The 23,323-nt window shown below is 53.2% G+C and carries 22 protein-coding genes and 2 pseudogenes; 11 read left to right on the top strand and 13 right to left on the bottom strand.

Annotation, left to right across the window (positions count from 1 at the left end; genetic code table 11):
- On the top strand, positions 1-200 hold a 200-nt coding region (locus IM299_RS23000), incomplete at its 5' end, for a hypothetical protein (RefSeq protein WP_227013188.1).
- A gap of 424 nt (positions 201-624) precedes the next feature.
- Here the strand turns inward: IM299_RS23000 and zapB are convergent.
- Entirely contained in the window at positions 625-864 is a 240-nt protein-coding gene (gene zapB, locus IM299_RS19905) for a septal ring assembly protein ZapB (RefSeq protein WP_028014842.1), read from the bottom strand.
- Between the two features lie 398 nt (positions 865-1,262).
- Between zapB and IM299_RS19900 the strand changes: the two genes are divergently transcribed.
- From IM299_RS19900 to fpr, 4 genes are all read left to right on the top strand, one after another.
- Positions 1,263-2,108, top strand: coding sequence for an MIP/aquaporin family protein (locus IM299_RS19900; protein ID WP_028014843.1), 846 nt, complete (start codon positions 1,263-1,265; stop codon positions 2,106-2,108).
- A gap of 21 nt (positions 2,109-2,129) precedes the next feature.
- Positions 2,130-3,638: a glycerol kinase GlpK gene (glpK, locus tag IM299_RS19895; RefSeq protein WP_028014844.1), complete on the top strand. Its 1,509-nt coding sequence runs from the start codon at positions 2,130-2,132 to the stop codon at positions 3,636-3,638.
- A 123-nt stretch (positions 3,639-3,761) separates the two neighbouring features.
- Positions 3,762-4,772 (top strand): class II fructose-bisphosphatase, encoded by a 1,011-nt coding sequence (gene glpX / locus IM299_RS19890; RefSeq protein WP_028014845.1) that lies wholly within the window; start codon positions 3,762-3,764, stop codon positions 4,770-4,772.
- A gap of 96 nt (positions 4,773-4,868) precedes the next feature.
- On the top strand, positions 4,869-5,615 hold the full coding sequence (gene fpr / locus IM299_RS19885; protein ID WP_047362494.1) for a ferredoxin--NADP(+) reductase: 747 nt from the start codon (positions 4,869-4,871) through the stop codon (positions 5,613-5,615).
- Here the strand turns inward: fpr and IM299_RS19880 are convergent, their stop codons facing one another.
- Entirely contained in the window at positions 5,616-6,035 is a 420-nt protein-coding gene (locus IM299_RS19880; RefSeq protein ID WP_193357999.1) for a DUF805 domain-containing protein, read from the bottom strand.
- A gap of 112 nt (positions 6,036-6,147) precedes the next feature.
- Here IM299_RS19880 and IM299_RS19875 point away from each other — a divergent pair, with 112 nt between their 5' ends.
- Together IM299_RS19875 and tpiA are read left to right on the top strand one after the other, a co-directional pair.
- Positions 6,148-6,744 (top strand): DUF1454 family protein, encoded by a 597-nt coding sequence (locus IM299_RS19875; RefSeq protein ID WP_041911791.1) that lies wholly within the window; start codon positions 6,148-6,150, stop codon positions 6,742-6,744.
- 111 nt (positions 6,745-6,855) lie between these two features.
- Entirely contained in the window at positions 6,856-7,623 is a 768-nt protein-coding gene (gene tpiA, locus IM299_RS19870; protein ID WP_006808674.1) for a triose-phosphate isomerase, read from the top strand.
- Between the two features lie 38 nt (positions 7,624-7,661).
- Here tpiA and IM299_RS19865 read toward each other — a convergent pair whose 3' ends face one another.
- The 5 genes from IM299_RS19865 to fieF form a co-directional block, all read right to left on the bottom strand.
- The gene (locus IM299_RS19865) at positions 7,662-8,966 is read right to left on the bottom strand and encodes an SLC13 family permease (RefSeq protein WP_193357998.1); all 1,305 of its coding nucleotides are present in this window, start codon (positions 8,964-8,966) and stop codon (positions 7,662-7,664) included.
- Positions 8,967-9,039: 73 nt separating this feature from the next.
- Positions 9,040-9,783: a CDP-diacylglycerol diphosphatase gene (locus IM299_RS19860; protein WP_045630631.1), complete on the bottom strand. Its 744-nt coding sequence runs from the start codon at positions 9,781-9,783 to the stop codon at positions 9,040-9,042.
- A 107-nt stretch (positions 9,784-9,890) separates the two neighbouring features.
- Entirely contained in the window at positions 9,891-10,880 is a 990-nt protein-coding gene (locus IM299_RS19855) for a sulfate ABC transporter substrate-binding protein (protein ID WP_028014851.1), read from the bottom strand.
- Between the two features lie 134 nt (positions 10,881-11,014).
- The gene (gene pfkA, locus IM299_RS19850; protein ID WP_028014852.1) at positions 11,015-11,977 is read right to left on the bottom strand and encodes a 6-phosphofructokinase; all 963 of its coding nucleotides are present in this window, start codon (positions 11,975-11,977) and stop codon (positions 11,015-11,017) included.
- Between the two features lie 174 nt (positions 11,978-12,151).
- Positions 12,152-13,045, bottom strand: a complete 894-nt coding sequence (fieF, locus tag IM299_RS19845; RefSeq protein WP_060573379.1) for a CDF family cation-efflux transporter FieF — start codon at positions 13,043-13,045, stop codon at positions 12,152-12,154.
- A gap of 208 nt (positions 13,046-13,253) precedes the next feature.
- On the opposite strand from fieF, the pseudogene IM299_RS19840 reads away from it, so the two are divergent.
- A pseudogene (locus IM299_RS19840) lies at positions 13,254-13,919 on the top strand (phage portal protein); the annotation flags it as partial.
- Positions 13,920-14,273: 354 nt separating this feature from the next.
- On the opposite strand, the gene IM299_RS19835 reads toward IM299_RS19840, so the two are convergent.
- The 3 genes from IM299_RS19835 to IM299_RS22995 all read right to left on the bottom strand — a co-directional run bounded on the left by IM299_RS19835 (position 14,274) and on the right by IM299_RS22995 (position 18,446).
- Positions 14,274-16,499: a S8 family peptidase gene (locus tag IM299_RS19835; protein WP_193357997.1), complete on the bottom strand. Its 2,226-nt coding sequence runs from the start codon at positions 16,497-16,499 to the stop codon at positions 14,274-14,276.
- A 13-nt stretch (positions 16,500-16,512) separates the two neighbouring features.
- Entirely contained in the window at positions 16,513-17,646 is a 1,134-nt protein-coding gene (locus tag IM299_RS19830; RefSeq protein ID WP_193357996.1) for an AAA family ATPase, read from the bottom strand.
- Positions 17,647-18,044: 398 nt separating this feature from the next.
- Positions 18,045-18,446, bottom strand: coding sequence for a DNA adenine methylase (locus IM299_RS22995; RefSeq protein WP_333119949.1), 402 nt, complete (start codon positions 18,444-18,446; stop codon positions 18,045-18,047).
- Between the two features lie 25 nt (positions 18,447-18,471).
- On the opposite strand from IM299_RS22995, the pseudogene IM299_RS19825 reads away from it, so the two are divergent.
- A pseudogene (locus IM299_RS19825) lies at positions 18,472-18,825 on the top strand (tyrosine-type recombinase/integrase); the annotation flags it as partial.
- Positions 18,826-19,040: 215 nt separating this feature from the next.
- On the opposite strand, the gene cpxP reads toward IM299_RS19825, so the two are convergent.
- Positions 19,041-19,547, bottom strand: a complete 507-nt coding sequence (cpxP, locus tag IM299_RS19820) for a cell-envelope stress modulator CpxP (protein ID WP_028014854.1) — start codon at positions 19,545-19,547, stop codon at positions 19,041-19,043.
- 150 nt (positions 19,548-19,697) lie between these two features.
- Between cpxP and cpxR the strand changes: the two genes are divergently transcribed.
- A complete protein-coding gene (gene cpxR, locus IM299_RS19815) occupies positions 19,698-20,396 on the top strand; it encodes an envelope stress response regulator transcription factor CpxR (protein WP_006179159.1) in 699 nt (232 codons plus the stop codon).
- Positions 20,393-21,766, top strand: a complete 1,374-nt coding sequence (cpxA, locus tag IM299_RS19810) for an envelope stress sensor histidine kinase CpxA (protein WP_003862003.1) — start codon at positions 20,393-20,395, stop codon at positions 21,764-21,766. Before cpxR ends, cpxA begins: the two co-directional genes overlap by 4 nt.
- A 52-nt stretch (positions 21,767-21,818) precedes the next feature.
- On the opposite strand, the gene yiiM is transcribed toward cpxA, so the two are convergent.
- Together yiiM and sodA are read right to left on the bottom strand one after the other, a co-directional pair.
- Positions 21,819-22,493 carry a 6-hydroxyaminopurine reductase gene (yiiM, locus tag IM299_RS19805; protein WP_048958122.1) on the bottom strand — a complete coding sequence of 225 codons (675 nt, stop codon included), beginning with the start codon at positions 22,491-22,493 and terminating at the stop codon, positions 21,819-21,821.
- Between the two features lie 71 nt (positions 22,494-22,564).
- Positions 22,565-23,185: a superoxide dismutase [Mn] gene (sodA, locus tag IM299_RS19800; RefSeq protein WP_003861999.1), complete on the bottom strand. Its 621-nt coding sequence runs from the start codon at positions 23,183-23,185 to the stop codon at positions 22,565-22,567.
- Positions 23,186-23,323 lie beyond the last annotated feature (138 nt).

Genomic DNA, 23,323 nt, shown 5'->3' with positions numbered 1-23,323 from the left:
GTAAAGGAAAGGCCCTGGAGATACCCCACAGCCCCGAAAAAAAGCCAGTCAGTTGCTTAACTGACTGGCATTACAACAGCAATGTGGCGGTTTTTTTGTCCCTCGGGATTCGCGGTCCGTTGGGAAGTTTTGCAACCTTTAACCAGGATTTTTATCTTACCCTGGTTCAAACCTCAGGTAACCTCATCGACCCTTTATAAATTCCTAATTATCTATGAAAACCTTAACTACGCTGCTATTGCTCATTATGATGCAGCGTCCCTTTCCGCCATTTCGCACATGGGCATCGGTCCAGGGAAAGGTGTAACCACAACCGTAAAGCAGCCTTTAACCAGGCTTGTGTCCACCGACTTATCACCGGTGGTGAACGGTGGAGCGGTTAGCCGCAGGGACCGCATAATGAAACGCTATTTATGTATCGCGTTCATTGTCGCCAGCGTACTCGTTGTAAAAAGTGATGAACCGATCGGGTTTGTTGCGTTTACCACGACAACGCAGGACAAGTAGCGTTAAGGCCGCCTTGGGCGGCCTTTTTTATGGTTGGATGTCAGTCAGCGAGAACCATAAAAAAAGCCGGGTAGCGGCATCGCCTTACCCGGCCTGTTCAGTTCATCCCAGTGGGAATCAGACTTCTTCCATACGTCCCAGCAGCGCCTGCAGGCGATCCTGCCAGCCGTTCTGCTGTTCGCGCAGCTGGTTGTTTTCGCGCTCCAGTTCTTCGCGGCCGTGCTGAGCGTTCTGAACTTCCTGCGCCAGGCTGTTGTTCTTCTCTTTCAGCTCTTCAATTTCCATCTGCAGCAGCGTGATGGTGTCAATCGCCTGCTGTACTTTCGCTTCCAGTTTCTCAAACACTTCTAAAGACATGATCCTACCTCTCCTGAATTGCAAGGCGACGCTTTAACGTAAACGCGCACAACATATGTTCCGATTGTATGGAGCGCAGTCGCCCCTGTCCAGCGGCATGCCACGCAGATCGCGGTTTGCAACACTTTTCGGCCTCGTCCTGGTGCGTTCGCGGCATATACCTCTAAGTTGTTAACCCATTAGTTAAAAAAATGATTCAGCTCACCATGCGCGACTGATGCAAAAACGCGCTTTATGGCGCGAAAACGCTCATTTTATTGACACAGACCACACATTTTAATTTCGATATTTCTCGTTTTTGCTCGTTAACGATAAATTAACACTATGTCTACAGGGCATCGTGGCTGTCACGGGCGGCCACGCTAACAATAAACATCAATTTCTTCAGGATTCCGATTATGAGTCAGACATCAACCTTAAAAGGCCAGTGCATTGCCGAGTTCCTTGGTACCGGGTTGTTGATATTCTTCGGAGTGGGCTGTGTCGCTGCACTGAAAGTGGCGGGTGCCAGTTTTGGTCAGTGGGAAATCAGTATCATCTGGGGTCTGGGCGTGGCGATGGCCATCTACCTGACTGCAGGGGTCTCTGGCGCACATCTTAACCCGGCGGTGACTATCGCACTGTGGCTGTTCGCGTGCTTCGACGGACGCAAAGTTGTTCCCTTCATTATTTCTCAATTTGCCGGCGCGTTTTGCGCAGCGGCGTTAGTTTACGGGCTTTATTACAATCTTTTCATCGACTTCGAACAGACGCATCATATGGTGCGCGGCAGCGTCGAAAGTCTGGATCTGGCAGGCATCTTCTCAACCTACCCTAACCCACATATCAATTTTGTGCAGGCGTTCGCAGTTGAAATGGTGATTACCGCTATTCTGATGGGCGTCATTATGGCTTTGGGCGATGATGGTAACGGCATTCCACGTGGCCCGCTGGCACCATTGCTGATTGGCCTGCTAATCGCCGTCATCGGTGCGTCCATGGGGCCGTTAACAGGGTTTGCGATGAACCCGGCGCGTGACCTGGGTCCAAAAACCTTCGCCTTCTTTGCAGGATGGGGCGACGTGGCTTTCACCGGCGGCAAAGATATTCCTTACTTCCTGGTACCGCTGTTTGGACCAGTCGTAGGGGCGGCACTGGGTGCATTTGGCTATCGCAAATTAATTGGTCGCCACTTACCGTGCGACACCTGTGTGGAAGAGGAGAAGGAAACGACTTCTACCGCACAACAAAAAGCTTCGCTGTAATCTGACTACGGGACACATACCATGACCGAAAAAAAATATATCGTTGCGCTCGACCAGGGCACTACCAGCTCCCGCGCTGTCGTAATGGATCATGACGCGAATATCGTCAGCGTGTCACAGCGCGAATTTGAGCAAATTTATCCTCGTCCAGGCTGGGTAGAACATGACCCGATGGAGATCTGGGCGTCACAAAGCTCCACGCTGGTGGAAGTGCTGGCGAAAGCCGACATCAGTTCCGACGAAATCGCCGCGATTGGTATCACCAACCAGCGTGAAACCACCGTGGTGTGGGAACGCGAAACCGGTAAGCCGATTTACAACGCCATCGTCTGGCAGTGCCGCCGTACGTCAGAGATCTGCGAACAGCTTAAGCGTGACGGGATGGAAGAGTACGTGCGTAGCGCCACCGGTCTGGTGGTTGACCCGTATTTCTCCGGCACCAAAGTGAAGTGGATCCTCGACCACGTGGAAGGTTCACGCGAGCGTGCAAAACGCGGCGAACTACTGTTCGGTACCGTCGATACCTGGCTTATCTGGAAGATGACTCAGGGACGTGTCCACGTTACTGACTACACTAACGCCTCGCGCACCATGCTGTTCAACATCAACACCCTGGAGTGGGATGACAAGATGCTGGACGCGCTGGATATTCCGCGCGCGATGCTGCCTGAAGTGCGTAAGTCGTCTGAAGTCTACGGCCAGACCAACATCGGCGGTAAAGGCGGCACCCGTATTCCTATCGCCGGTATCGCCGGTGACCAGCAGGCGGCGCTGTTCGGCCAGCTGTGCGTCAAGGAAGGGATGGCGAAGAACACCTACGGCACCGGCTGCTTTATGCTGATGAACACCGGCGAGAAAGCGGTGAAATCAGAAAATGGCCTGCTGACTACCATCGCCTGCGGCCCGCGCGGCGAGGTGAACTATGCCCTGGAAGGTGCGGTGTTTATGGCGGGCGCATCTATTCAGTGGCTGCGCGACGAGATGAAGCTGATCAGCGATGCGTTTGACTCCGAGTACTTCGCGACCAAAGTGAAAGACACCAACGGCGTGTACGTGGTGCCCGCGTTTACCGGTCTGGGCGCACCGTACTGGGACCCGTATGCCCGCGGCGCAATTTTCGGCCTGACGCGCGGTGTGAACTCAAACCACATCATTCGTGCGACCCTGGAATCCATCGCCTACCAGACGCGTGACGTGCTGGAAGCGATGCAGGCAGACTCCGGCATTCGTTTGCACGCCCTGCGCGTGGACGGTGGCGCGGTGGCCAACAACTTCCTGATGCAGTTCCAGTCCGACATTCTGGGCACCCGCGTTGAGCGCCCTGAAGTACGTGAAGTGACGGCACTGGGCGCGGCGTATCTTGCGGGTCTCGCGGTAGGCTTCTGGCAGAACCTGGACGAGCTGCAGGAGAAAGCGGTCATCGAACGCGAATTCCGCCCTGGTATCGAAACCACCGAGCGCAACTACCGCTACAGCGGCTGGAAGAAAGCGGTGAAACGCGCCCTTGCGTGGGAAGAGCACGAAGAGTAAGCCTATATTCCCTCTCCCTGTGGGAGAGGGTTAGGGTGAGGGGCATCGACCGCACCGGTCCCCTCACCCCTCCCCACTCTGTGATAAACTTCGTGCAATTCCTTTTGATTGTACGAGTCCCTCATGAAACGTGAACTTGCTATCGAGTTTTCCCGCGTCACCGAAGCAGCCGCCCTTGCAGGCTATAAATGGCTGGGTCGTGGCGACAAAAATACCGCCGACGGTGCAGCCGTCCATGCCATGCGCATTGTACTTAACCAGGTCAACATCGACGGCACCATCGTGATCGGCGAAGGCGAGATCGACGAAGCGCCGATGCTCTACATCGGTGAAAAGGTCGGGACCGGCAAAGGCGATGCGGTGGATATCGCGGTGGACCCGATCGAAGGCACGCGCATGACGGCGATGGGCCAGGCCAACGCCCTGGCGGTGCTGGCCGTGGGCGATAAAGGCTGCTTCCTCAACGCGCCGGACATGTACATGGAAAAGCTGATTGTCGGCCCTGGTGCGAAAGGCGCAATCGATCTCAGCCTGCCGCTGGACGCCAACCTGCGCAATATCGCGGCGGCGCTGGCTAAACCGCTCAACGAACTCACCGTGACCATTCTGGCGAAACCGCGCCACGACGCCACCATCTCTTATCTGCAGGCACTCGGCGTGCGCGTGTTTGCCATTCCGGATGGCGACGTAGCCGCCTCTATTCTGACCTGCATGCCGGACAGCGAAGTGGACGTGCTTTACGGCATCGGCGGCGCGCCGGAAGGCGTGGTCTCTGCGGCGGTGATCCGCGCGCTGGACGGCGATATGCAGGCGCGCCTTCTGCCGCGCCATGAGGTGAAAGGCGACAGCGACGAAAACCGTCGTATCGGTGAGGACGAGCTGGCGCGCTGCGCAGCGATGGGCATCGAAGCCAATAAAGTACTGGCGCTGAACGACATGGCGCGCAGCGATAACGTCGTCTTCTCTGCAACCGGCATCACCAAAGGCGATCTGCTGGACGGCATCACCCGCAAGGGCAACATGGCAACCACTGAAACGCTGCTGATCCGCGGTAAATCGCGCACCATCCGACGCATTCAGTCCATTCACTATCTCGACCGTAAAGACCCGGACGTGCAGACGCACATTCTGTAAAACCGTTTGATCGATAGAGCTTTCCAGCCCGAAGGGGCTGGAAATGTTTCCCACAAGTACGGAAGATAGAACAGAGAAACAGCACAGGAGAAGATCATGGCGGACTGGGTAACAGGTAAAGTCACAAAGATAGAATTCTGGACCGATGCGCTATTTAGTCTCACCCTGCATGCTCCCGTTCACCCGTTTAAGGCCGGGCAATTTGCCAAGCTGGGACTGGATGTCGACGGCGAGCGCGTGCAGCGCGCCTACTCTTACGTTAACGCGCCGGATAACCCGGACCTCGAGTTCTATCTGGTCACCGTTCCTGACGGTAAGCTCAGCCCGCGCCTTGCCGCCCTTAAGCCCGGCGACGATGTGCAGATTGTGAGCGAAGCGGCAGGCTTCTTTGTGCTTGAAGAGATCCCTGACTGTGACACGCTCTGGATGCTGGCAACCGGCACGGCCATCGGTCCGTATCTCTCTATCTTGCAGTACGGTAAGGATCTGGAGCGCTTCAAAAACATCGTGCTGGTGCACGCCGCGCGCTATGCCGCAGATTTAAGCTATCTCCCGCAGATGCAGGCGCTGGAACAGCAGTACGGCGGAAAGTTAAAGATTCAGACGGTAGTCAGCCGCGAAACCGTAGCAGGAGCGCTTACCGGTCGCGTACCGGCGTTAATTGAGAGCGGCGCACTGGAAGACGCGGTGGGTTTACCGATGACGGCCGAAACCAGCCACGTCATGCTGTGCGGTAACCCGCAGATGGTCCGGGACACGCAGCAGCTTCTGAAGGATACCCGGCAGATGACGAAACATCTTCGCCGCCGGCCGGGCCATATGACCGCCGAACACTACTGGTGATCAGCGGTATTTCACCTCGACAGTATCTTTACCGTATTTATTTTCGCTCTGGGTGCCGATAAACGCGCCCAGATCGACAATCATCATCACGAAGATGACCGACGGCAGCAGCCTGCCCACGACCCACGGCAGGATGGAAGGCAGCATCGCCCAGTTCCCTGCCACCAGCATCCACGCCAGTATGATCAAAAATGCCCACGCGCCGGAGCGGCCGCGATCGTGCAGGCGTTTCACCACGACGGCCGCCGTTGGCCATAGCAGGCAGACCAGTGCAAATGCCGCCGTTTGCGTGCTCAGCCAGGCGTTATAAGCAACGAAAAAAAGAAGCAGCATGGAGACGACCCACGTCACCATCCAGACCCAGAAATCACGGCGTCCAATACGCCCTTTGAATGAAAACAGCCACTGCTGTATGGTCATGTAAGGTTCCTTATTATCGTTTAGCCCGCATTTTACCCTGGAGTTGTGACCTTTTGACAAGCCGACCAGATATCGTTTTAATCATGAGCACTTACGGCCAGGTGCAATGTTGATGAAAAATTCGGCACATTCTCTTTTCCTGTGTTTAGCGATGCTCGGCGCGGGTTTTCCGCTGCACGCCGCCAACACCGCGGCCCCCACCACTGCGCCGTATTTGCTGGCGGGCGCACCGTCTTTCGATCAGTCCATCAGCCAGTTTCGCGAAGCTTTCAATCAGGCCAACCCAGGGCTGCCGCTGGATGAGTTTCGCGCCATTGATAGCTCGCGCGATACCCCTACACTGACCCGTGCAGCGAGCAAGATTAACGAGAATTTGTATGCTTCCACTGCGCTGGAGCGCGGTACGTTAAAAATCAAAAGTATGCAAATCACCTGGCTGCCGATTCAGGGGCCAGAGCAGAAAGCGGCTAAATCGAAGGCGCTTGATTACATGAGCGCGGTGCTGCAGGCGTTTACGCCTGCGCTGACGAAAAAGCAGAGCCAGCAAAAGCTGCAAAAGCTGCTGGCCGCCGGTAAAAACAAGCGGTACTACGCCACAACCGAAGGCGCGATTCGCTATGTAGTGGCGGATAACGGCGAAAAAGGACTGACCTTCGCCGTTGAACCGATTAAGCTGGCGCTATCTGACACCCTTGGCGGGGCCAATTAATGACAAAAAGCAAAGCCTTTCGAGGGAAAATCTCTATACTGATTCACAGACCATGCTGCCCGACAGGGCGGCCATATTCCTTAATTCGCTTATTTAGCGTGGAGAATTGAAATGCGACATCCTTTAGTGATGGGTAACTGGAAACTGAACGGCAGCCGCCATATGGTAAACGAACTGGTTGCAAACCTGCGTAAAGAGCTGGCTGGCGTGACCGGCTGCGCGGTTGCTATCGCTCCGCCGGATATGTACCTGGATCTGGCTAAACGTGCCGCTGACGGCAGCCACATCGTGCTGGGCGCGCAGAACGTTGACGTTAACCTGTCTGGCGCGTTCACCGGTGAAACTTCCGCTGAAATGCTGAAAGATATCGGCGCAAAATACATCATCATCGGCCACTCCGAGCGTCGCACCTACCACAAAGAATCTGACGAGTTCATCGCGAAGAAATTTGCCGTGCTGAAAGAGCAGGGTCTGATCCCGGTTCTGTGCATCGGTGAAACCGAAGCGGAAAACGAAGCGGGCAAAACCGAAGAAGTGTGTGCACGTCAGATCGACGCCGTGCTGAAAACGCAGGGCGCGGCAGCGTTCGAAGGCGCGGTTATCGCTTACGAGCCAGTCTGGGCGATCGGTACCGGCAAATCTGCTACCCCTGCGCAGGCTCAGGCAGTTCACAAATTCATCCGTGACCACATTGCTAAAGCCGACGCGAAAGTGGCTGAGCAAGTGATCATCCAGTACGGCGGCTCCGTAAACGCCTCCAACGCTGCTGAGCTGTTCACCCAGCCAGATATCGATGGCGCGCTGGTTGGCGGTGCATCTCTGAAAGCGGACGCTTTCGCGGTGATCGTTAAAGCGGCAGAAGCGGCTAAACAGGCGTAATGGCCTTTGTGGCGGGGGGCGCTTGCGCTTACCCGCCGCTACAAACGCCCTAACACGCTAAACCACAGATAATCCAGCGGCAGCAGCACCAGATACGTCGCAATCGCCAGCGCCAGGCAGAGCACCATCCCCGCCCTTGCAGGCACCTTTCCCAGCCCCATCGCCACCACAATCGGCGACGCCTGATACGGCAGCAGCGGCGTGGAATAGCCCAGTACCTGAATCATGATCACCGACAGCAGCGGGAAACCGGTCGCGTCCGAGAAGCTCTGCGCCAGCGTGGTGTAAAGCGCCGGAACGCCGTTGGCAGTCATAATGAAATTGAGTGCCGTAGTAATTCCGGTTAGCGCCAGGAAGCTGGTGAATGGTTTGCCCGCATCCAGCGGCATTATGCGCAGCAGCGCCTCGCCTACGGCCGCTCCGATACCCGTTTGCGTCACGACGATCGCCAGCCCGAGAATACCCGCAACGTAAATGCAGGTGCGCATATTTACCCCCGCCGAGAACTCCTCGCCGGTGATAAAACCAATGCGCGGCAGCATAACGATAATCGAGGCCGCCAGCCCCGTCCACGCCGGCCCCACGCCGTGCCAGCTCTCCGTCACCCACATCATCAGCACCACCACCAGCAGCCAGGCGAGTCGTTTTTCGTCACGCCCCATCGGTTCAGACAGCGTGAAATCCTTCGCCGGTTTCGGGCTGCCGGGGAACAGCCAGCAGATGAGGCCAATCAGAATCAGGCCTTTGAGAATACCGAGCACCGGCGTGTGCAGCAGCAGATACGGGACATAGTTCAGGTGAATGCCATACGAGCCTTCCGCCGCGCCGCTCATGACCAGGTTAGGCACGTTGGCGGGCAGAATGGTGGCCGAGAGCTGGAAGGTACCGAAGCCGACTGCCAGCGCAAGGCCGAACCAGGCGCGGGATCCGTCGGCGATACCGGCGCGTTTCGCCATCGCCGCGACAATGGGCATCAGCAGCGCAATACGCCCCATGTTTGACGGCATCACAAACGCCAGCGCGTAGCTGAGCAATACCACGCTCGCCACCATCAGCATCCAGGAGTCGGTGAGCTTTGCCGACAGCGCCCGGGCGGCCCTGTCCGCCAGGCCGGTTTTACGGATCGCCACGCCGAGCACAAAGCCGCTGAAGACCAGCCAGAAAGCCGACGAGGCAAAACCGCCAAAAATCACCTCCGGCGGGGCGATTCTGGCGGCCATCGCCGCCGTGAAAAACAGCAGCGCGGTGATAAATTCCGGCAACAGCGACGTCGCCCACAGCACGATGGTGACGCCGACGATCAGCGAGGGCAGCAGCAGAGGATGCGTTAACCAGAGCGACATACCTGTCTCCTGTAGATTTTTTCAGCAAGTCTACGGTGACAGGCAGCCTGAGTAAACGCGATTTATAGTGGGGTTACTTCAGGATAGCGCATTGATGATCCTGCAATTCCTCTGCCGACGCGCGGTTAAGCGTGAGCAGGTTACGCTCGGTCGCCAGCAAAACAAACGAACCATCCGACTGCTGCGCCATCGCCAGCGCGAAGCGTCCCATATGGTCGCGCGCCTCCGGCAGCTCTTCCGCCAGCATCATAAACGGACTGCGCTGGACCAGTTCATTCTCTGTCACCCGGCGTGCGAGGTACTCATGCCCTTCCAGCCCACCCGGGAACGGTAGCCACTGGGTGCTGATGTCTCCCTGCGCCGCGTTGAGCTTCTCGCGCACGTCCGGGCGCAGGCAGGAGATATGGATATGGAAATGGTTTTGCGTGCGTCCGGTCGGTGAGTTAATCGTCAGCGAAATAGCGCTGTCCGGCACTTCAGAGCCACGCTTCAGGGTCATAAAGCTGCGCGACTGCCACGCCAGCCAGAAGAAGTTTGGCGTATGAGGCTCGGTCAGGAGCGGGCTTTCGGTGCCGTTGATGCGGTACGTTGGCATCAGCAGATACTGCAGCGGCCCGTTGCGGTCCTTAAATACTACATAACCCGCATCAGGCTTCACCTGCGCGCAGGGTGCCGGGTTACGGTGTTGCAGCTGATTAGGCAGACACTGGTCGAGGACGATATGGCGCAACGCATTCGGATTACCCGCTTTTATCCAGTACACGCCACCTGCGGCAAGGGCGATGACAATCAGGATCAATAAGATAATTTTTTTCACAACGCGTTCCCTGTTTTCAATAGAGGCAAAAGAGTAACGCAAAATGATGACCAAATAAAAAACCCGGTGGATTTCTCACACCGGGTCGCCGTGTCGTTTGCTAACCGTTAACGCTGGCTAATCTGGTCGAAGGTGCCGCCATTAGAGAAGTGCTCTTTCTGCGCTTTCGTCCAGCCGCCGAACACATCATCAATGGTGAAGAGCTTCAGTTTCGGGAATTCGCTGTCGTATTTCTTCGCGACAGCCGCATCGCGTGGACGATAGAAGTTCTTCGCCGCGATTTCCTGGCCTTCCGGCGAGTAGAGATACTTCAGGTAGGCTTCCGCCACCGCTTTGGTGCCTTTCTTATCAACGACCTTATCGACCACGGAAACGGTCGGCTCGGCGAGGATGGATTCGCTCGGAGTCACGATCTCAAACTTGTCTTTACCCAGTTCGTGGGTCGCCAGCAGGGCTTCGTTTTCCCAGGCAATAAGCACGTCGCCAATTCCGCGCTCGACGAAGGTGTTAGTGGCGCCGCGCGCGCCGGAGTCCAGCACTTCAACGTTTTTGTACAGGGATTTGACGAACTCCTGTGCTTTAGCCTGGTCACCGTTGTTGTGGTGCAGCGCGTAGCCCCAGGCCGCCAGGTAGTTCCAGCGTGCCCCGCCGGAGCTTTTCGGGTTCGGGGTAATCACAGAAACGCCCGGTTTGATCAGGTCGTTCCAGTCCTTAATCTGTTTCGGGTTGCCTTTACGCACCAGGAAGACGATGGTCGAGGTGTATGGCGCGGAGTTGTCCGGCAGGCGTTTGATCCAGTTTTTGTCGATACGGCCGCGCTCGGCGATAGCGTCGACATCATAGGCCAGCGCCAGGGTAACCACGTCGGCTTCAATACCGTTAATCACAGATGTCGCCTGCTTACCAGAGCCACCGTGCGACTGGCGAACCACCACGTTATCGCCGGTTTCCTGCTTCCAGTGCGCCGCGAAGGCTTTGTTGTATTGATCGTACAACTCACGCGTCGGGTCGTACGACACGTTGAGAAGTTGAATGTCCTTTGCCAGCACGCTGGTCGATGCCAGCAATAATGTTAACCCCACGCCCCATTTATTCATCGCCCAGCTCTCTTGTGTAGTGTTTTGATGAATGCAGCGTGCCAGAAAGCGAATCGATGATTAAAGAATAAAAAAAGATTGGCTATAACGTGGAGGAATAAAAGCCCTCTTCAGAAAGAAGAGGGCTCGAAGGATCAGTACAGTTTTTTCGCGCAGTCCAGCCAGTCACCTTTGAACGGACGCTTCATGTTTTCAATCGCGTCGATGATGTCATGGTGCACCAGCTGTTCGTTCTGAATACCGACGCAGCGGCCACCGTGGCCCTGCAGCAGCAGTTCGATAGCGTACGCGCCCATGCGGGACGCCAGAATGCGGTCGTACGGGCCAGGGGAACCGCCGCGCTGGATGTGGCCCAGAACGGTCGCGCGGGTTTCGCGTTTGGTTTCGGTTTCGATGTACTTCGCCAGCTCGTCAACGTCACAGATGTGCTCGGTGATAGCCACAATCGCGTGTTTCTTACCTTTCGCGATACCGGCTTTGATTTCAGCAACCAGATCTTCGCGGCTGAATTCCACTTCAGGAACCACCACAAACTCACAACCACCGGCGATAGCCGCTGCCAGGGTCAGGTCACCGCAGTAACGGCCCATCACTTCAACGATAGAGATACGCTGGTGAGAAGAAGAGGTGTCACGCAGGCGGTCAATGGCTTCCACAACGGTGCCCAGCGCGGTGAAGTAACCGATGGTGTAGTCAGTGCCTTTGATGTCGTTGTCGATGGTGCCCGGCAGGCCGATGCACGGGAAGCCCATTTCGGTCAGACGTTTTGCACCCATGTACGAGCCGTCACCGCCGATAACGACCAGCGCGTCCAGACCACGCTTTTTCATGTTCTCGATAGCCACTTCACGGATATGTTCGTCACGGAATTCCGGGAAGCGCGCAGACCCAAGGAAGGTACCGCCACGGTTGATCATGTCAGACACGCTGTAGCGGTCGAGCTGAACCATACGGTCTTCATACAGACCCAGGTAACCATCATAGATACCAAAAACTTCCAGACCTTCCGTCAGCGCTGCACGGACAACCCCACGAATTGCCGCGTTCATGCCCGGCGCATCACCGCCGCTTGTCAACACACCGATTTTCTTAATCATGACTACCTCTGAACTTAGGAATGCAAAATTGAAATCTGTTGCCGGAAGAAACTTATCGACCAACGAATACTGCAAATAGTATATCAATCCCTTCTGGCTGAATTGATTCAGGTCAGACCAAATGGCGGTAATTTATACACAAAATGCTGGCCTGGCTCACTTTTTTACAACGAATTACGAAAGCCCAACATGTCCGGGTACAACCGAGCAGGGATCCTGGTGAATGATGACGTCTGAACCAGGAAAACGCTGCAAAATCGCCTGCTCGACCTGCTCAGCAATAACGTGAGCCTGTACCAGTGGCAGGTTGTCTTCCATTTCAATATGAATCTGAATAAAGCGGGTCGGCCCTGACTGCCGCGTTCGAAGATCGTGTGCACCGCTGACGCCGGGCCAGGAGGTCACGATAGAAAAAATTTCGTTACGTTCTGAGTCCGGAAGAGCGCGATCGAGCAGTGATTGCACCGCGTCATACCCCATCCGCAAGGCGCTATATAAAATATAGATACCAATCCCTAACGCAAACAACGCATCGGCCCGATGCCAGCCATACCAGGCCAGACCGAGCGCAATAAGAATAGCCCCATTCATCATAACATCAGATTGATAATGAAGCATATCCGCCCGTACGGCCTGACTTTGCGTTTTGCGAACGACCCAGCGCTGGAACGTTACCAGAACAAGTGTGCTTATAAGTGCAATGACCGTGACGGCCACGCCAACACCGGGATTGTTCATCGGTGAAGGTGAAACCAGATGCTGAATACCGGTCAAAAACAGGAACAGTGCAGAGCCAGAAATGAACATACTTTGCGCCAGCGCCGCGAGCGATTCCGCCTTGCCGTGCCCAAACGTGTGCTCTTCATCCGCCGGCTGCAGCGAGTAGCGCACCACCAGGAGGTTGGTCAGCGAGGCGGCGATATCGACCAGTGAATCCACCAGCGCCGCCAGAATACTGACCGAGCCGGTATACCACCAGGCAAAGATTTTGATCAGCAGCAGGCCAGAGGCCATGACGGTCGCCGCAATGGCGGCCCGGCTTACCAGCCTTCCATAGGATTGATTCATAAACGCTCCTGTCATGTCATGCCGCTAGTATAACGGAAGCATGGGGAGGCAAAGGATGAATAAACGGTTAACAAATCAGAATGCGGGGCAAAAAAACCCCCACATCATGTGGGGGAAGACAGGGATGGTGATTAATTTATCCCTTTAAGCTACAGAAAAATAAGGATTTTTTTTCTAACGATGTACACACATCGAAAAAAAGCCCCGCTTACCCCTGCGTAACTCACCGGCGAAATATACCCGCCGGGGAAGTGATCTGGATACCTACTGGTTTATACGTCAGTGGAAAGAGGAGTTTGCCTTTAAGACCGGCTCGGTCTGCCACGTCATGAACCCCGATATTCATCAGGAGATTTACGGAATGCCGGAATACATGAGCGCGCTGCTGTCTGCCAGCCTGTCACACTCCGCTGATATGTTCCGCAAAATGTATTACGAAAACGGCTCTCACGCTGGGTGCATTCTCTACATCGGCGCTTCAACCGTGGACGATGAAAGCATGAAAAGTATTAAAAAGACGCTTACTGACGCACGCGGCAAAGGAGCGTTTAAAAACTTGCTTCTGCACGCGCCTGGCGGCGGAAAAGATGGAGTGCAACTCATGCCCTTCAGCCGGATATCCGCAAAGGATGAGTTTCTGAATATCAAATCTGTCACCCGCGATGACATTCTGGCAGCGCACCGCGTACTACCGCAACTGATGGGGGCCATGCCCGATGGTAATGGTTCAATTGGTGACATAGAGAAGGCCGCGCGCGCGTTTGCTATCAATGAACTGATGCCCGCAATGGAAGCGCTGAAGCATGTAAACGACTGGCTAGGAGAGGAGGTGATCCGCTTTAAACCTTATGCCCTGCTTGAAACCAGTAAGTAGCCCGGAAGCCGCCACCCGGCGGCGTCCATACTCAATATAATCACAAAGCGCATCAGCGCCATTCTAAGCGCCTCACCCTGTATTAATACCTGAATCAGCACACCACAATCAAAACGCGTCAGCGGGCCAGAATGCCGCTGATTTCGCGTTATTTGAGGCTACCGCGCGCGGGCTTTCCCCCCGTCACCTGCGCGCGACAAACACGCGTCTTTTTGTGCACTTGCAGATCCACCGTCAGCCAGCATAGATCCTTGGGAGATCCACAAATAAAAGGGCTGATTTTTTTGTGCAATTTTGCGCACTATTGTGCATATAAAAAACCCCTCGCATTGAGGGGTTCGTTGTAATGAATATTTATGAACGAATTGGAATGGAGGTTTGAGGCTGAATTGGAACCAGTACCTGATTGTAAGCACGTAAAATTTCGTTATACAGGTCTTGGTGCTTCGCTGCCTTCACGGTGATGATAAGAGCGTACTTTATCTTTTCCGCCTTGTGACTCGCTATGCTAGCCCCTGCTTCACGAGCGTTATAGTGAATATCAAACACAGGATTTTTTAAAGTTGATCCCAGCATATTCTTTGAACTGTGCAGCACAGTTTCCCATTTGCCCATATCAGAGCGCCGCTCACTTTCAGTTGAGTATTTGGCTAGCTCAAAAAAACCTTTAGTTTCAGCATTCTGTTTACCATCTTTAACTCTTGAATCATTTGGGCGGAATGTAACCTCAAGACCAGCCTTTGTGTAGGAAGCCGAATCTTGCGGATCTGTTGTTGTGGCATAACAAAAAGTTGCCGTTAAGTTTATTTTACCTTTCAAGCCACCTTCAGGAATGGGAAGAGAAGCGCGTAAGTATTTTCCTGGCTTCAATTCACCTTGATAGACAATACGAGCAACACCATCAGGGCTGACAATGATGTCGTTTAAGTCCTCAGGTAGTTTCCCCCAACCCACTTCAGCGCAAGCGTGATCAAGAGGTTTTGAAGCATGAATCAATAAAGCTTTTATCGCCAGTTGACTCAAATCACTTCCTAAAATCGCCCTAACACCAACGGCTGCACGCAAAGCGTAAGGAGAAGCAAAACTTGTTCCCCGTTGCGGTGTGATTACAGGTTTTTTACCTTTTCCCAATACATGAAAGTACTCGTCGATATCGCCACCAAACGCAACTAAATCAGGCTTCATCACGCCAGGACTTCTACCCGGCCCAATAGCACTATATGGTGCTCGTTTCCATTCAGTTTCATTAATAGTATCGCAAGCCCCAACAGCCAAGGCATTCACGCAATCAGATGGTACTTGAATCCTTGCATTACCTGACTCACGATCCATTTCGCCATTGTTCCCAACAGCAACAGTCATTAGTGTCTCGCCATCACTTAATAAATCATCTATTACAGAGGTCCAAGCATGAACTTCCGTATCTTCAATTGGTAGATCCGGCCCTAAACTTAAGTTGATAAATTGATACTGACGAGACAACAATACTTCTTCAATGAAGCCCAACGTTCGATATAACTCCAGAGGATCTTCTTGGCAGGTCTTATTATCCAGCACCCTTAAGTTATCAATATAAGAGTATGGCCTTTGCACCTCTGACTTGTTACTAATTGGCCCGAATAAAAAAGCCGAAGATACGGCTAAACCATGCTCTAAACCATCAGGATCATCTTCTGCATGATCGTCCAAAACCCTATAGGATTTTAACCACGGAGATATAGCATGCTCTGATGGTAAACCACCATCAAGAATAGCGACTTTTATTTCTGAAGATACTGGCCCTTCAGTAGGCAATTTACACTGGGCCAATGGCCCAGAAGCCCTTTGTATAGGCCTAATACCACGTAACTTTGGTACCGGTCTAATTACGCGTACAAATGTAAATTTCGCGAGCTTATCAATAGCAATTCGATCTGCCTGAATTGGCACGAACCACAACGTACCTGCGGTAAAAGCTAAAGAAGTATGCACTTTGATGTTCAGAGTTGACGCGAATCGAACAAATTGTTGCTGGATCAAATCTTGTCCATCCTCAGCCAACAGATGTACGCCAACCTCAAAATACGACGTATCCATATCACCTGCGGTAACAATACGCTCTTCAGGCAAATAAGCTTCAAACTTTTCTATACGCGCAAAATCAATCGCTTCATCAGTTAACTCTTTAAGCCCAGACACCCAATGAGGTAACTCTTCGAATGATTCTCTTTTACCCGCAATAAACATCTGTGTTGTTGTAACCTCAGAAACAGCAACTTTGCGTTTCCAGCTTTGCGGCGTAACTCTAACAGTCCTGCTCCCAATTGAAGTTAATCCGGTTGATTTCAACATCTTCGCAGGGAAAAAGGATCGCGCAATATAGCTTGGATTAATAGTTACCTTTGCTACTGCATAATCGTCAGGACATGCCCGACCAGGTAACTTAGCAAAATTTTCTATAGTAGATGCAATTTGCGGTAACAGCCTCTGTTTCGATTCATAAAGAGAGTACACCTCAGCTTTTCCTGGGGCTCTTTTTGGACCGGGAATATCATTGGTTAATAACTCGCCGCGTCCAATCAGAAAATTAGTTTTCGCCATACATACTCCTTATCTATGCTGCGTTAAACTTTTTAGAACTATATTTTCTAATTGTATCCCTACTGACCCCAGTTAAGTCTGATATGGCATGTTGGGATAGTTTAGAATGTCTGTTAAGATTAACAGCTATTTCAATACGTTCATTCCTGTCTAAATCTGATAGACCATCTTTAATGAAAGATTCAATCAACTCCTCATCTGAAGATATGCCTAAAGCAACTGAGCGGCGGAATTTATTAATAGAACGCTCAATATTACTGAATGATTCATCTTTGAACATGATGACAAGCAAATCTATCCAACGAGCAAAAATGGCATAGTCGGGGCCTAAAAAACGCTTAATAGCCTCTTTAATGCTTTCACTATTTGGTTTCTCAAAATTTAGAACCAAATCAAAACGTCTCCATAATGCCGGATCAATCAACTCAGCAAAGTTAGTCGCAGCAAGCAACAGACTTGAAGAAGGCCACTCATCAACCTCTTGAAGTATCACAGTAACAAGCCTCTTTAATTCTCCCACATCAGAATCATCGCTTCTTTTTTTGGCTATTGAGTCAATTTCATCTAAAAGAAGAACACACGGCCCTCTCTTTGCGAAATCAAGAGCCGCACGAAGGTTATTTCCGCTTTTCCCAAGATAACTACTCATTACAGCAGTTAAATCCAGAACATAGAAAGGAACACCTAATTTCTGTGCTAACCAACTTGCCGTAAGCGTTTTACCCACACCTGGTGGGCCAACAAAAATTGCGGAACGTGTTGGTTGTAAGCCAAGGGTCTTAAGACGGTCTATGTGCTTACGTTCAAGAATAATCTGATCCAGTGAGTCTTCTATCTGATTAGAAAGCAATGGCTTACTGGTAATCTTTTCATTTGGTGCTTTCAGTAAGGTTAACCTTGAATCCTCGTCCACAGGCATAACCTGAGACTGAGTCGGTTTTGGCATCGTAGCCTTTCGCAGACCTTGGGCAGGCTTCTGCGGTTTGTTCCGTAAATAAAGATCAAGCTGCTCAGATAGAGCAGGCATAGTTTCCCGATATTTGCGCACCAAGCGAGCGACATACAACCGAACATCATCATACTGTTCAGCTATTACCAGTCTAACTAGCTGGGCTAAATCTGACTGAATACCACTTAAGTCGCCCATCTTAATCGTAACCCCTTAATTTTAAACAAATTATAAAAACAAACAATTGGACTACTTATAGTATTGCACTTTTTCACCGAACAGGAAAGCGGAATACTATATGAAATTACAGTATGCCCTATGAATCACACTTCGCTCGCAGCCTGACGCCAGCGGCTAATCAATGTCTCAGCCTTGTGTCGCGCCAGCGTTTTGCGCCAGTGCATATCCGCACCGGTTACAATCAATTCACCCGTTAACCACCCTCGCTAAGAACCTCAACGCGGGTGATCCAGAAATTACGGTATGGGCGAACATCCAGAACCTTTGTTACTACCGCCTCAACTGTATTCATCAGAACACCTCCTGATCGTCAAAAGCACCAGAAGCAACCATTTCTGAATAAGTCGCATCGCCCATCACCACCCCACAATCTGGACAGCCACCGCCCACGCGCCACAGCAATCACAGACACGCAGCGTGCCAATCACCTCGCCAGCCAGGTAGCGCGTTTTAGCCCCAACTGAGCGCCGAACTTCAAAAGGTTTAAGGGTGAACGGGTAATAAATTTGGCGTGTGTCCTCGGTGTCACTACCTGAAAAAACGGATACACAACCTTCGTTGTTATGGGCGCTGATTAATGCCCCAACCAGGTCACGGTGATCAGTCGCCGTGAAGGGCTTCCCATAAGCGGTGAAATCAGCCGTCGCGCTGGCTAGCAGGTATGGCGGATCACAGTAAATTACTGTTTTCTCAAATACATGGCTTGCAACGGGAATGGTGTAGCGGAAATCTGCACAAAGAAACTGAGCACCTTTCACATATGCCCTTTTAGCAAAGTGCTGAACCCTTAAACCCTCCCAGATCGTTAACTGTCGCGTCACGTTCCTGAAAACAAAAAACGGGAAAAAGAGAACCGTTCCAATCTCGGCAGAATTGGAAAAGCTGATCAAGGAGAAAGCCAGCGGGAAGCTGTTCAAAGTCGATTATGAGAAGTTTTGCAAGATACTGCGGATGGTAAAACCAGACATCCCGCCGAACCAAGCAACGTACATCCTGCGTCACACCTTCGCGAGTCACTTCATGATGAACGGGGGAAACATAATCGCACTACAGCAAATCCTGGGGCATGCGAGCATTCAGCAAACGATGGTCTACGCTCACTTATCGCCTGACTATTTGCAAAATGCTGTCGCTTAAAATCCGCTTGCCGGTGGCGTGTCTGTGTAGTTGATAATGTCCCGGAGTGTCCACATTGCGTCCACACTCTGGGATATTTGAAATGGCTCAGGCTGGCTCCAAATTTTTGTAAGCAGCTGTTTTAAATAGAGATTTATAGTAAGTTATTGATAAAAAAAACCCCCACATCATGTGGGGGAAGACAGGGATGGTGTCTATGGCAAGGAAAACAGGGTTTACTGGTTACTACGGGTACTGCTATTGCTACTGAAAAACGTCGCTTCTGAGCTTCGCTGCATCCGTGCAACCTCACGCAGCTGGTCCATACGCTGCTGATGTTTGGCATTCAAAACCGCTTGCTGCTCGGGCGTTAGCAGGTGGAACATCTGGTTGCGGACCTTCGCCATTTCTACCTGGCGGGCAACCTGTTCCTGTGCCATTTTTTCGGCCTGAGCGCGAACAGCGCTTTCGTCAAAATTTTCTGCGGTGACAAGGCGATGCATTGTCTCCATTTCGCTAACATTAACAGGGGGCTGGTCGTGTCGTGCCCTCTGCATCAGATCTCGCATCTGTTGACGCTGATGTTCGGTTAAACTTATGCCGTCAAACATATGGCTTTGGCTGCTGTGCTGCGTTGCGCCCTCTTGCGAGGAACCGTTATCGCCGATGATAGCTACAGCAGCCTGGCTAAACGCACTGAACGCCAGCGTTGAGGCCATGACGGCAGCGGTAACTTTGCGCATCACTTGCTCCCAAAATCTTTCGTGTCGCGATTCAACGAGAGACAGTCTACGATTCAGGCTGCAAACATGCGTCAGGGGGTGTAAAACAACGTAAAGTCATGGATTAGATAGCCTTGATGTCGTAATTTCTGCCTCGGAGGTATTTAAACAATGAATAAAATCCTGTTAGTTGACGATGACCGAGAGCTCACATCCCTTTTAAAGGAGTTGCTCGACATGGAAGGTTTCAACGTCCTGGTTGCCCATGATGGCGAGCAGGCGCTGAGTCTCCTTGACGACAGCATCGATCTACTTTTGCTCGACGTAATGATGCCAAAGAAAAACGGTATTGATACGCTGAAAGAGCTTCGCCAGACACACCAGACCCCCGTTATCATGCTGACCGCCCGCGGCAGCGAGCTTGACCGCGTTCTCGGCCTTGAGCTGGGTGCGGATGACTATTTACCGAAGCCGTTCAACGACCGTGAACTGGTGGCCCGTATTCGCGCGATCCTGCGCCGTTCCCACTGGAGCGAGCAGCAGCAGAATACCGACAACAGCTCGCCAACGCTGGAAGTGGACTCCCTGAGCCTGAACCCGGGCCGTCAGGAAGCAAGCTTCGACGGCCAGACGCTGGAGCTTACTGGCACCGAGTTCACACTGCTGTATCTACTGGCGCAACATCTTGGCCAGGTGGTATCGCGTGAACATTTAAGCCAGGAAGTGCTGGGCAAACGCCTCACGCCGTTTGACCGCGCCATCGACATGCACATCTCTAACCTGCGCCGCAAGCTGCCGGAGCGTAAAGACGGTCACCCATGGTTTAAAACCCTGCGTGGTCGCGGTTATCTGATGGTTTCTGCTTCATGATAGGCAGCTTAACCGCCCGCATCTTCGCCATCTTCTGGCTGACGCTGGCACTGGTTTTAATGCTCGTTTTGATGTTGCCAAAACTCGACTCACGCCAAATGACGGAGCTGCTCGACAGCGAGCAACGTCAGGGCGTGATGATCGAGCAGCACGTGGAAGCGGAGCTGGCAAACGATCCGCCGAACGATTTAATGTGGTGGCGCAGGCTGTTTCGCGCTATCGACAAGTGGGCGCCGCCAGGACAACGTCTTTTGCTGGTTACCAGCGAAGGCCGCGTGATTGGCGCCGATCGCAATGAAATGCAGATCATCCGCAACTTTATTGGCCAGGCGGATAACGCCGATCACCCACAGAAAAAGAAATATGGTCGGGTAGAGATGGTCGGCCCTTTCTCGGTACGGGATGGGGAAGATAACTACCAGCTCTACCTGATTCGCCCTGCGAGCAGTTCCCAGTCCGACTTCATCAACCTGCTGTTTGACCGTCCGCTTCTGCTGCTGATCGTCACGATGCTGGTCAGTTCCCCGCTGCTGTTATGGCTGGCGTGGAGCCTGGCGAAACCCGCGCGTAAGCTGAAAAATGCGGCGGACGAAGTGGCACAAGGCAATCTCAGACAGCATCCGGAGCTGGAATCCGGGCCGCAGGAGTTCCTGGCCGCCGGCACCAGTTTTAACCAGATGGTCAGCGCGCTTGATCGGATGATGACGGCCCAGCAACGCCTGCTGTCGGACATCTCGCACGAACTGCGCACCCCGCTCACGCGCTTACAGCTGGGCACCGCCCTGCTGCGTCGCCGCAGCGGGGAAAGCAAAGAGCTGGAACGTATTGAAACGGAAGCGCACCGTCTGGACAGCATGATTAACGATCTGCTGGTGATGTCGCGCAACCAGCAGAAAAACGCGCTGGTGAGCGAAACGGTGAAAGCCAATCACCTGTGGCACGAGGTGCTGGACAACGCGGCGTTCGAAGCGGAGCAGATGGGTAAATCGTTCACCGTCAACTTCCCGCCGGGCCCGTGGCCGCTGTACGGTAACCCCAACGCGCTGGAAAGCGCGCTGGAGAATATCGTGCGTAACGCCCTGCGCTACTCGCACACGAAGATTGAAGTGGCGTTCTCGGTGGATAAAGACGGGATCACCGTCATTGTCGATGACGACGGTCCTGGCGTCAGCCCGGAAGATCGCGAGCAGATTTTCCGTCCGTTCTACCGCACCGACGAAGCGCGCGACCGTGAGTCTGGCGGCACGGGGCTGGGGCTGGCGATTGTAGAAACCGCCATGCAGCAGCACCGCGGCTGGGTGAAAGCCGACGACAGCCCGCTGGGCGGGCTGCGGTTAACGCTGTGGCTACCGCTGTATAAGCGTTCGTAACGGTATGTGCCGGGTGGCGGCTTCGCCTTACCCGGCCTACTTTCTACGGAACCTATTTCCCCCACAATCTCCGCGAACTACTCTCGATCTTCCCGCTTATACGCCGCTTCTGCATCGTTCTCGTCCAACTGGTAGACAGCCCCGCCGCCGACAGCAGGCGATGATACTGTTCATCGTCGAAAGGCATATGCCAGGCAATCGCGCAGGCGTCGTAAACGGACACGTCGCTCAAACGCGACGCGAGCTCAAGCGGGGCATCCGCAGATACTTGTCCTGCAAGCACCACGCGGTACAGCCAGCCGGTTTTACCCGCGTTTTGCAGCTGGGCCGACATATCCTGAATCCCGAAATGGTAGTTGAGCTTGAAGCACGGCGAGCGCGGCTGGGTGACCTGAATCAGGGCATCGCCCCAGCGGTAAATATCGCCAATAAAGACGTTCTTTTCCGTCACCCCTTCCGTTGAGAGATTTTCGCCAAACGCGGGCGCGACGAAGAGGTCCGCCTGCTCAGGAAATTCGGTTTTCCAGTGCTGATAGTGCTCGCGCGGATAGTGGCACAGCGCGCGATCGGGCCCGCCGTGGATTTTCTTTTCGGCCTGCTGGTCGCCCACAAGCCCGAGCTCGGTCAGCGACAGCTCACCGTCGACCTGCACTTTGGCGATGGCGCTCGGGCGGCTGCCGTCGTACTCCCTTACCTTGCCTGTAAACACGTTCACCGGGTAATGCATCGCTGCCTCCATTACGCAGATACAAAAAAAGCGAGTCATCAGACTCGCTTCTCACAGGCGTCAATGCAACCTTATTTTTTAGCGGCGAAACGCGCTGCTGCTTCGTCCCAGTTCACGACATCCCAGAACGCTTTGATGTAGTCAGGGCGACGGTTCTGGAACTTCAGGTAGTAAGCGTGTTCCCACACGTCCAGACCCAGGATTGGGAAACCGGATGCGCCAGAGATCGCTTCACCCATCAGCGGGGAGTCCTGGTTAGCAGTAGAAACCACTGCCAGCTTGTCGCCTTTCAGAACCAGCCACGCCCAGCCAGAGCCGAAGCGGGTTGCAGCGGCTTTTTCGAATTCCGCTTTGAAGTTGTCTACGGAACCGAAGTCGCGCTCGATAGCCGCTTTCAGGTCGCCCTGCAGGGTGGTGCCGGTTTTCAGGCCTTTCCAGAACAGGCTGTGGTTAGCGTGACCGCCCGCGTTGTTACGCAGTACGGTTTTCTTGTCTGCTGGCAGCTGGTCCAGCTTGGTGATCAGCTCTTCAACAGGCAGATTAGCGAACTCTGGCAGGCTTTCCAGCGCAGCATTCGCGTTGTTCACGTAGGTCTGGTGGTGTTTAGTGTGATGGATTTCCATCGTCTGCTTGTCGAAATGCGGTTCCAGTGCGTCGTAGGCATACGGCAGGGATGGCAGTGTATAACTCATAATCCTCTCCATTATTGTCGGGCGGCACAGCTGTTAATGCCGCGTAAGCAGTTGGTTCATTATAGTTAATTAAATGATATTGAAAATGATTATCAATGCCGTAGTTTTTATATGGTTATTCGGTTTTTGAGAAATAAA

Source organism: Enterobacter cloacae complex sp. P47BA (genome assembly GCF_014930485.1).
In the GTDB taxonomy this organism is placed as follows: domain Bacteria; phylum Pseudomonadota; class Gammaproteobacteria; order Enterobacterales; family Enterobacteriaceae; genus Enterobacter; species Enterobacter bugandensis.
Note: the sequence above shows the minus strand (reverse complement) of the source record. Positions and strands in the feature narration are given on the sequence as shown.

What these genes read in the sequence shown, in the direction of transcription:
- zapB (WP_028014842.1), bottom strand. Translation starts at nt 864, where the DNA reads ATGTCTTTAGAAGTGTTTGAGAAACTGGAAGCGAAAGTACAGCAGGCG.
- IM299_RS19900 (WP_028014843.1), top strand. Translation starts at nt 1,263, where the DNA reads ATGAGTCAGACATCAACCTTAAAAGGCCAGTGCATTGCCGAGTTCCTT.
- glpK (WP_028014844.1), top strand. Translation starts at nt 2,130, where the DNA reads ATGACCGAAAAAAAATATATCGTTGCGCTCGACCAGGGCACTACCAGC.
- glpX (WP_028014845.1), top strand. Translation starts at nt 3,762, where the DNA reads ATGAAACGTGAACTTGCTATCGAGTTTTCCCGCGTCACCGAAGCAGCC.
- fpr (WP_047362494.1), top strand. Translation starts at nt 4,869, where the DNA reads ATGGCGGACTGGGTAACAGGTAAAGTCACAAAGATAGAATTCTGGACC.
- IM299_RS19880 (WP_193357999.1), bottom strand. Translation starts at nt 6,035, where the DNA reads ATGACCATACAGCAGTGGCTGTTTTCATTCAAAGGGCGTATTGGACGC.
- IM299_RS19875 (WP_041911791.1), top strand. Translation starts at nt 6,148, where the DNA reads ATGAAAAATTCGGCACATTCTCTTTTCCTGTGTTTAGCGATGCTCGGC.
- tpiA (WP_006808674.1), top strand. Translation starts at nt 6,856, where the DNA reads ATGCGACATCCTTTAGTGATGGGTAACTGGAAACTGAACGGCAGCCGC.
- IM299_RS19865 (WP_193357998.1), bottom strand. Translation starts at nt 8,966, where the DNA reads ATGTCGCTCTGGTTAACGCATCCTCTGCTGCTGCCCTCGCTGATCGTC.
- IM299_RS19855 (WP_028014851.1), bottom strand. Translation starts at nt 10,880, where the DNA reads ATGAATAAATGGGGCGTGGGGTTAACATTATTGCTGGCATCGACCAGC.
- pfkA (WP_028014852.1), bottom strand. Translation starts at nt 11,977, where the DNA reads ATGATTAAGAAAATCGGTGTGTTGACAAGCGGCGGTGATGCGCCGGGC.
- fieF (WP_060573379.1), bottom strand. Translation starts at nt 13,045, where the DNA reads ATGAATCAATCCTATGGAAGGCTGGTAAGCCGGGCCGCCATTGCGGCG.
- IM299_RS19835 (WP_193357997.1), bottom strand. Translation starts at nt 16,499, where the DNA reads ATGGCGAAAACTAATTTTCTGATTGGACGCGGCGAGTTATTAACCAAT.
- IM299_RS19830 (WP_193357996.1), bottom strand. Translation starts at nt 17,646, where the DNA reads ATGGGCGACTTAAGTGGTATTCAGTCAGATTTAGCCCAGCTAGTTAGA.
- cpxP (WP_028014854.1), bottom strand. Translation starts at nt 19,547, where the DNA reads ATGCGCAAAGTTACCGCTGCCGTCATGGCCTCAACGCTGGCGTTCAGT.
- cpxR (WP_006179159.1), top strand. Translation starts at nt 19,698, where the DNA reads ATGAATAAAATCCTGTTAGTTGACGATGACCGAGAGCTCACATCCCTT.
- cpxA (WP_003862003.1), top strand. Translation starts at nt 20,393, where the DNA reads ATGATAGGCAGCTTAACCGCCCGCATCTTCGCCATCTTCTGGCTGACG.
- yiiM (WP_048958122.1), bottom strand. Translation starts at nt 22,493, where the DNA reads ATGCATTACCCGGTGAACGTGTTTACAGGCAAGGTAAGGGAGTACGAC.
- sodA (WP_003861999.1), bottom strand. Translation starts at nt 23,185, where the DNA reads ATGAGTTATACACTGCCATCCCTGCCGTATGCCTACGACGCACTGGAA.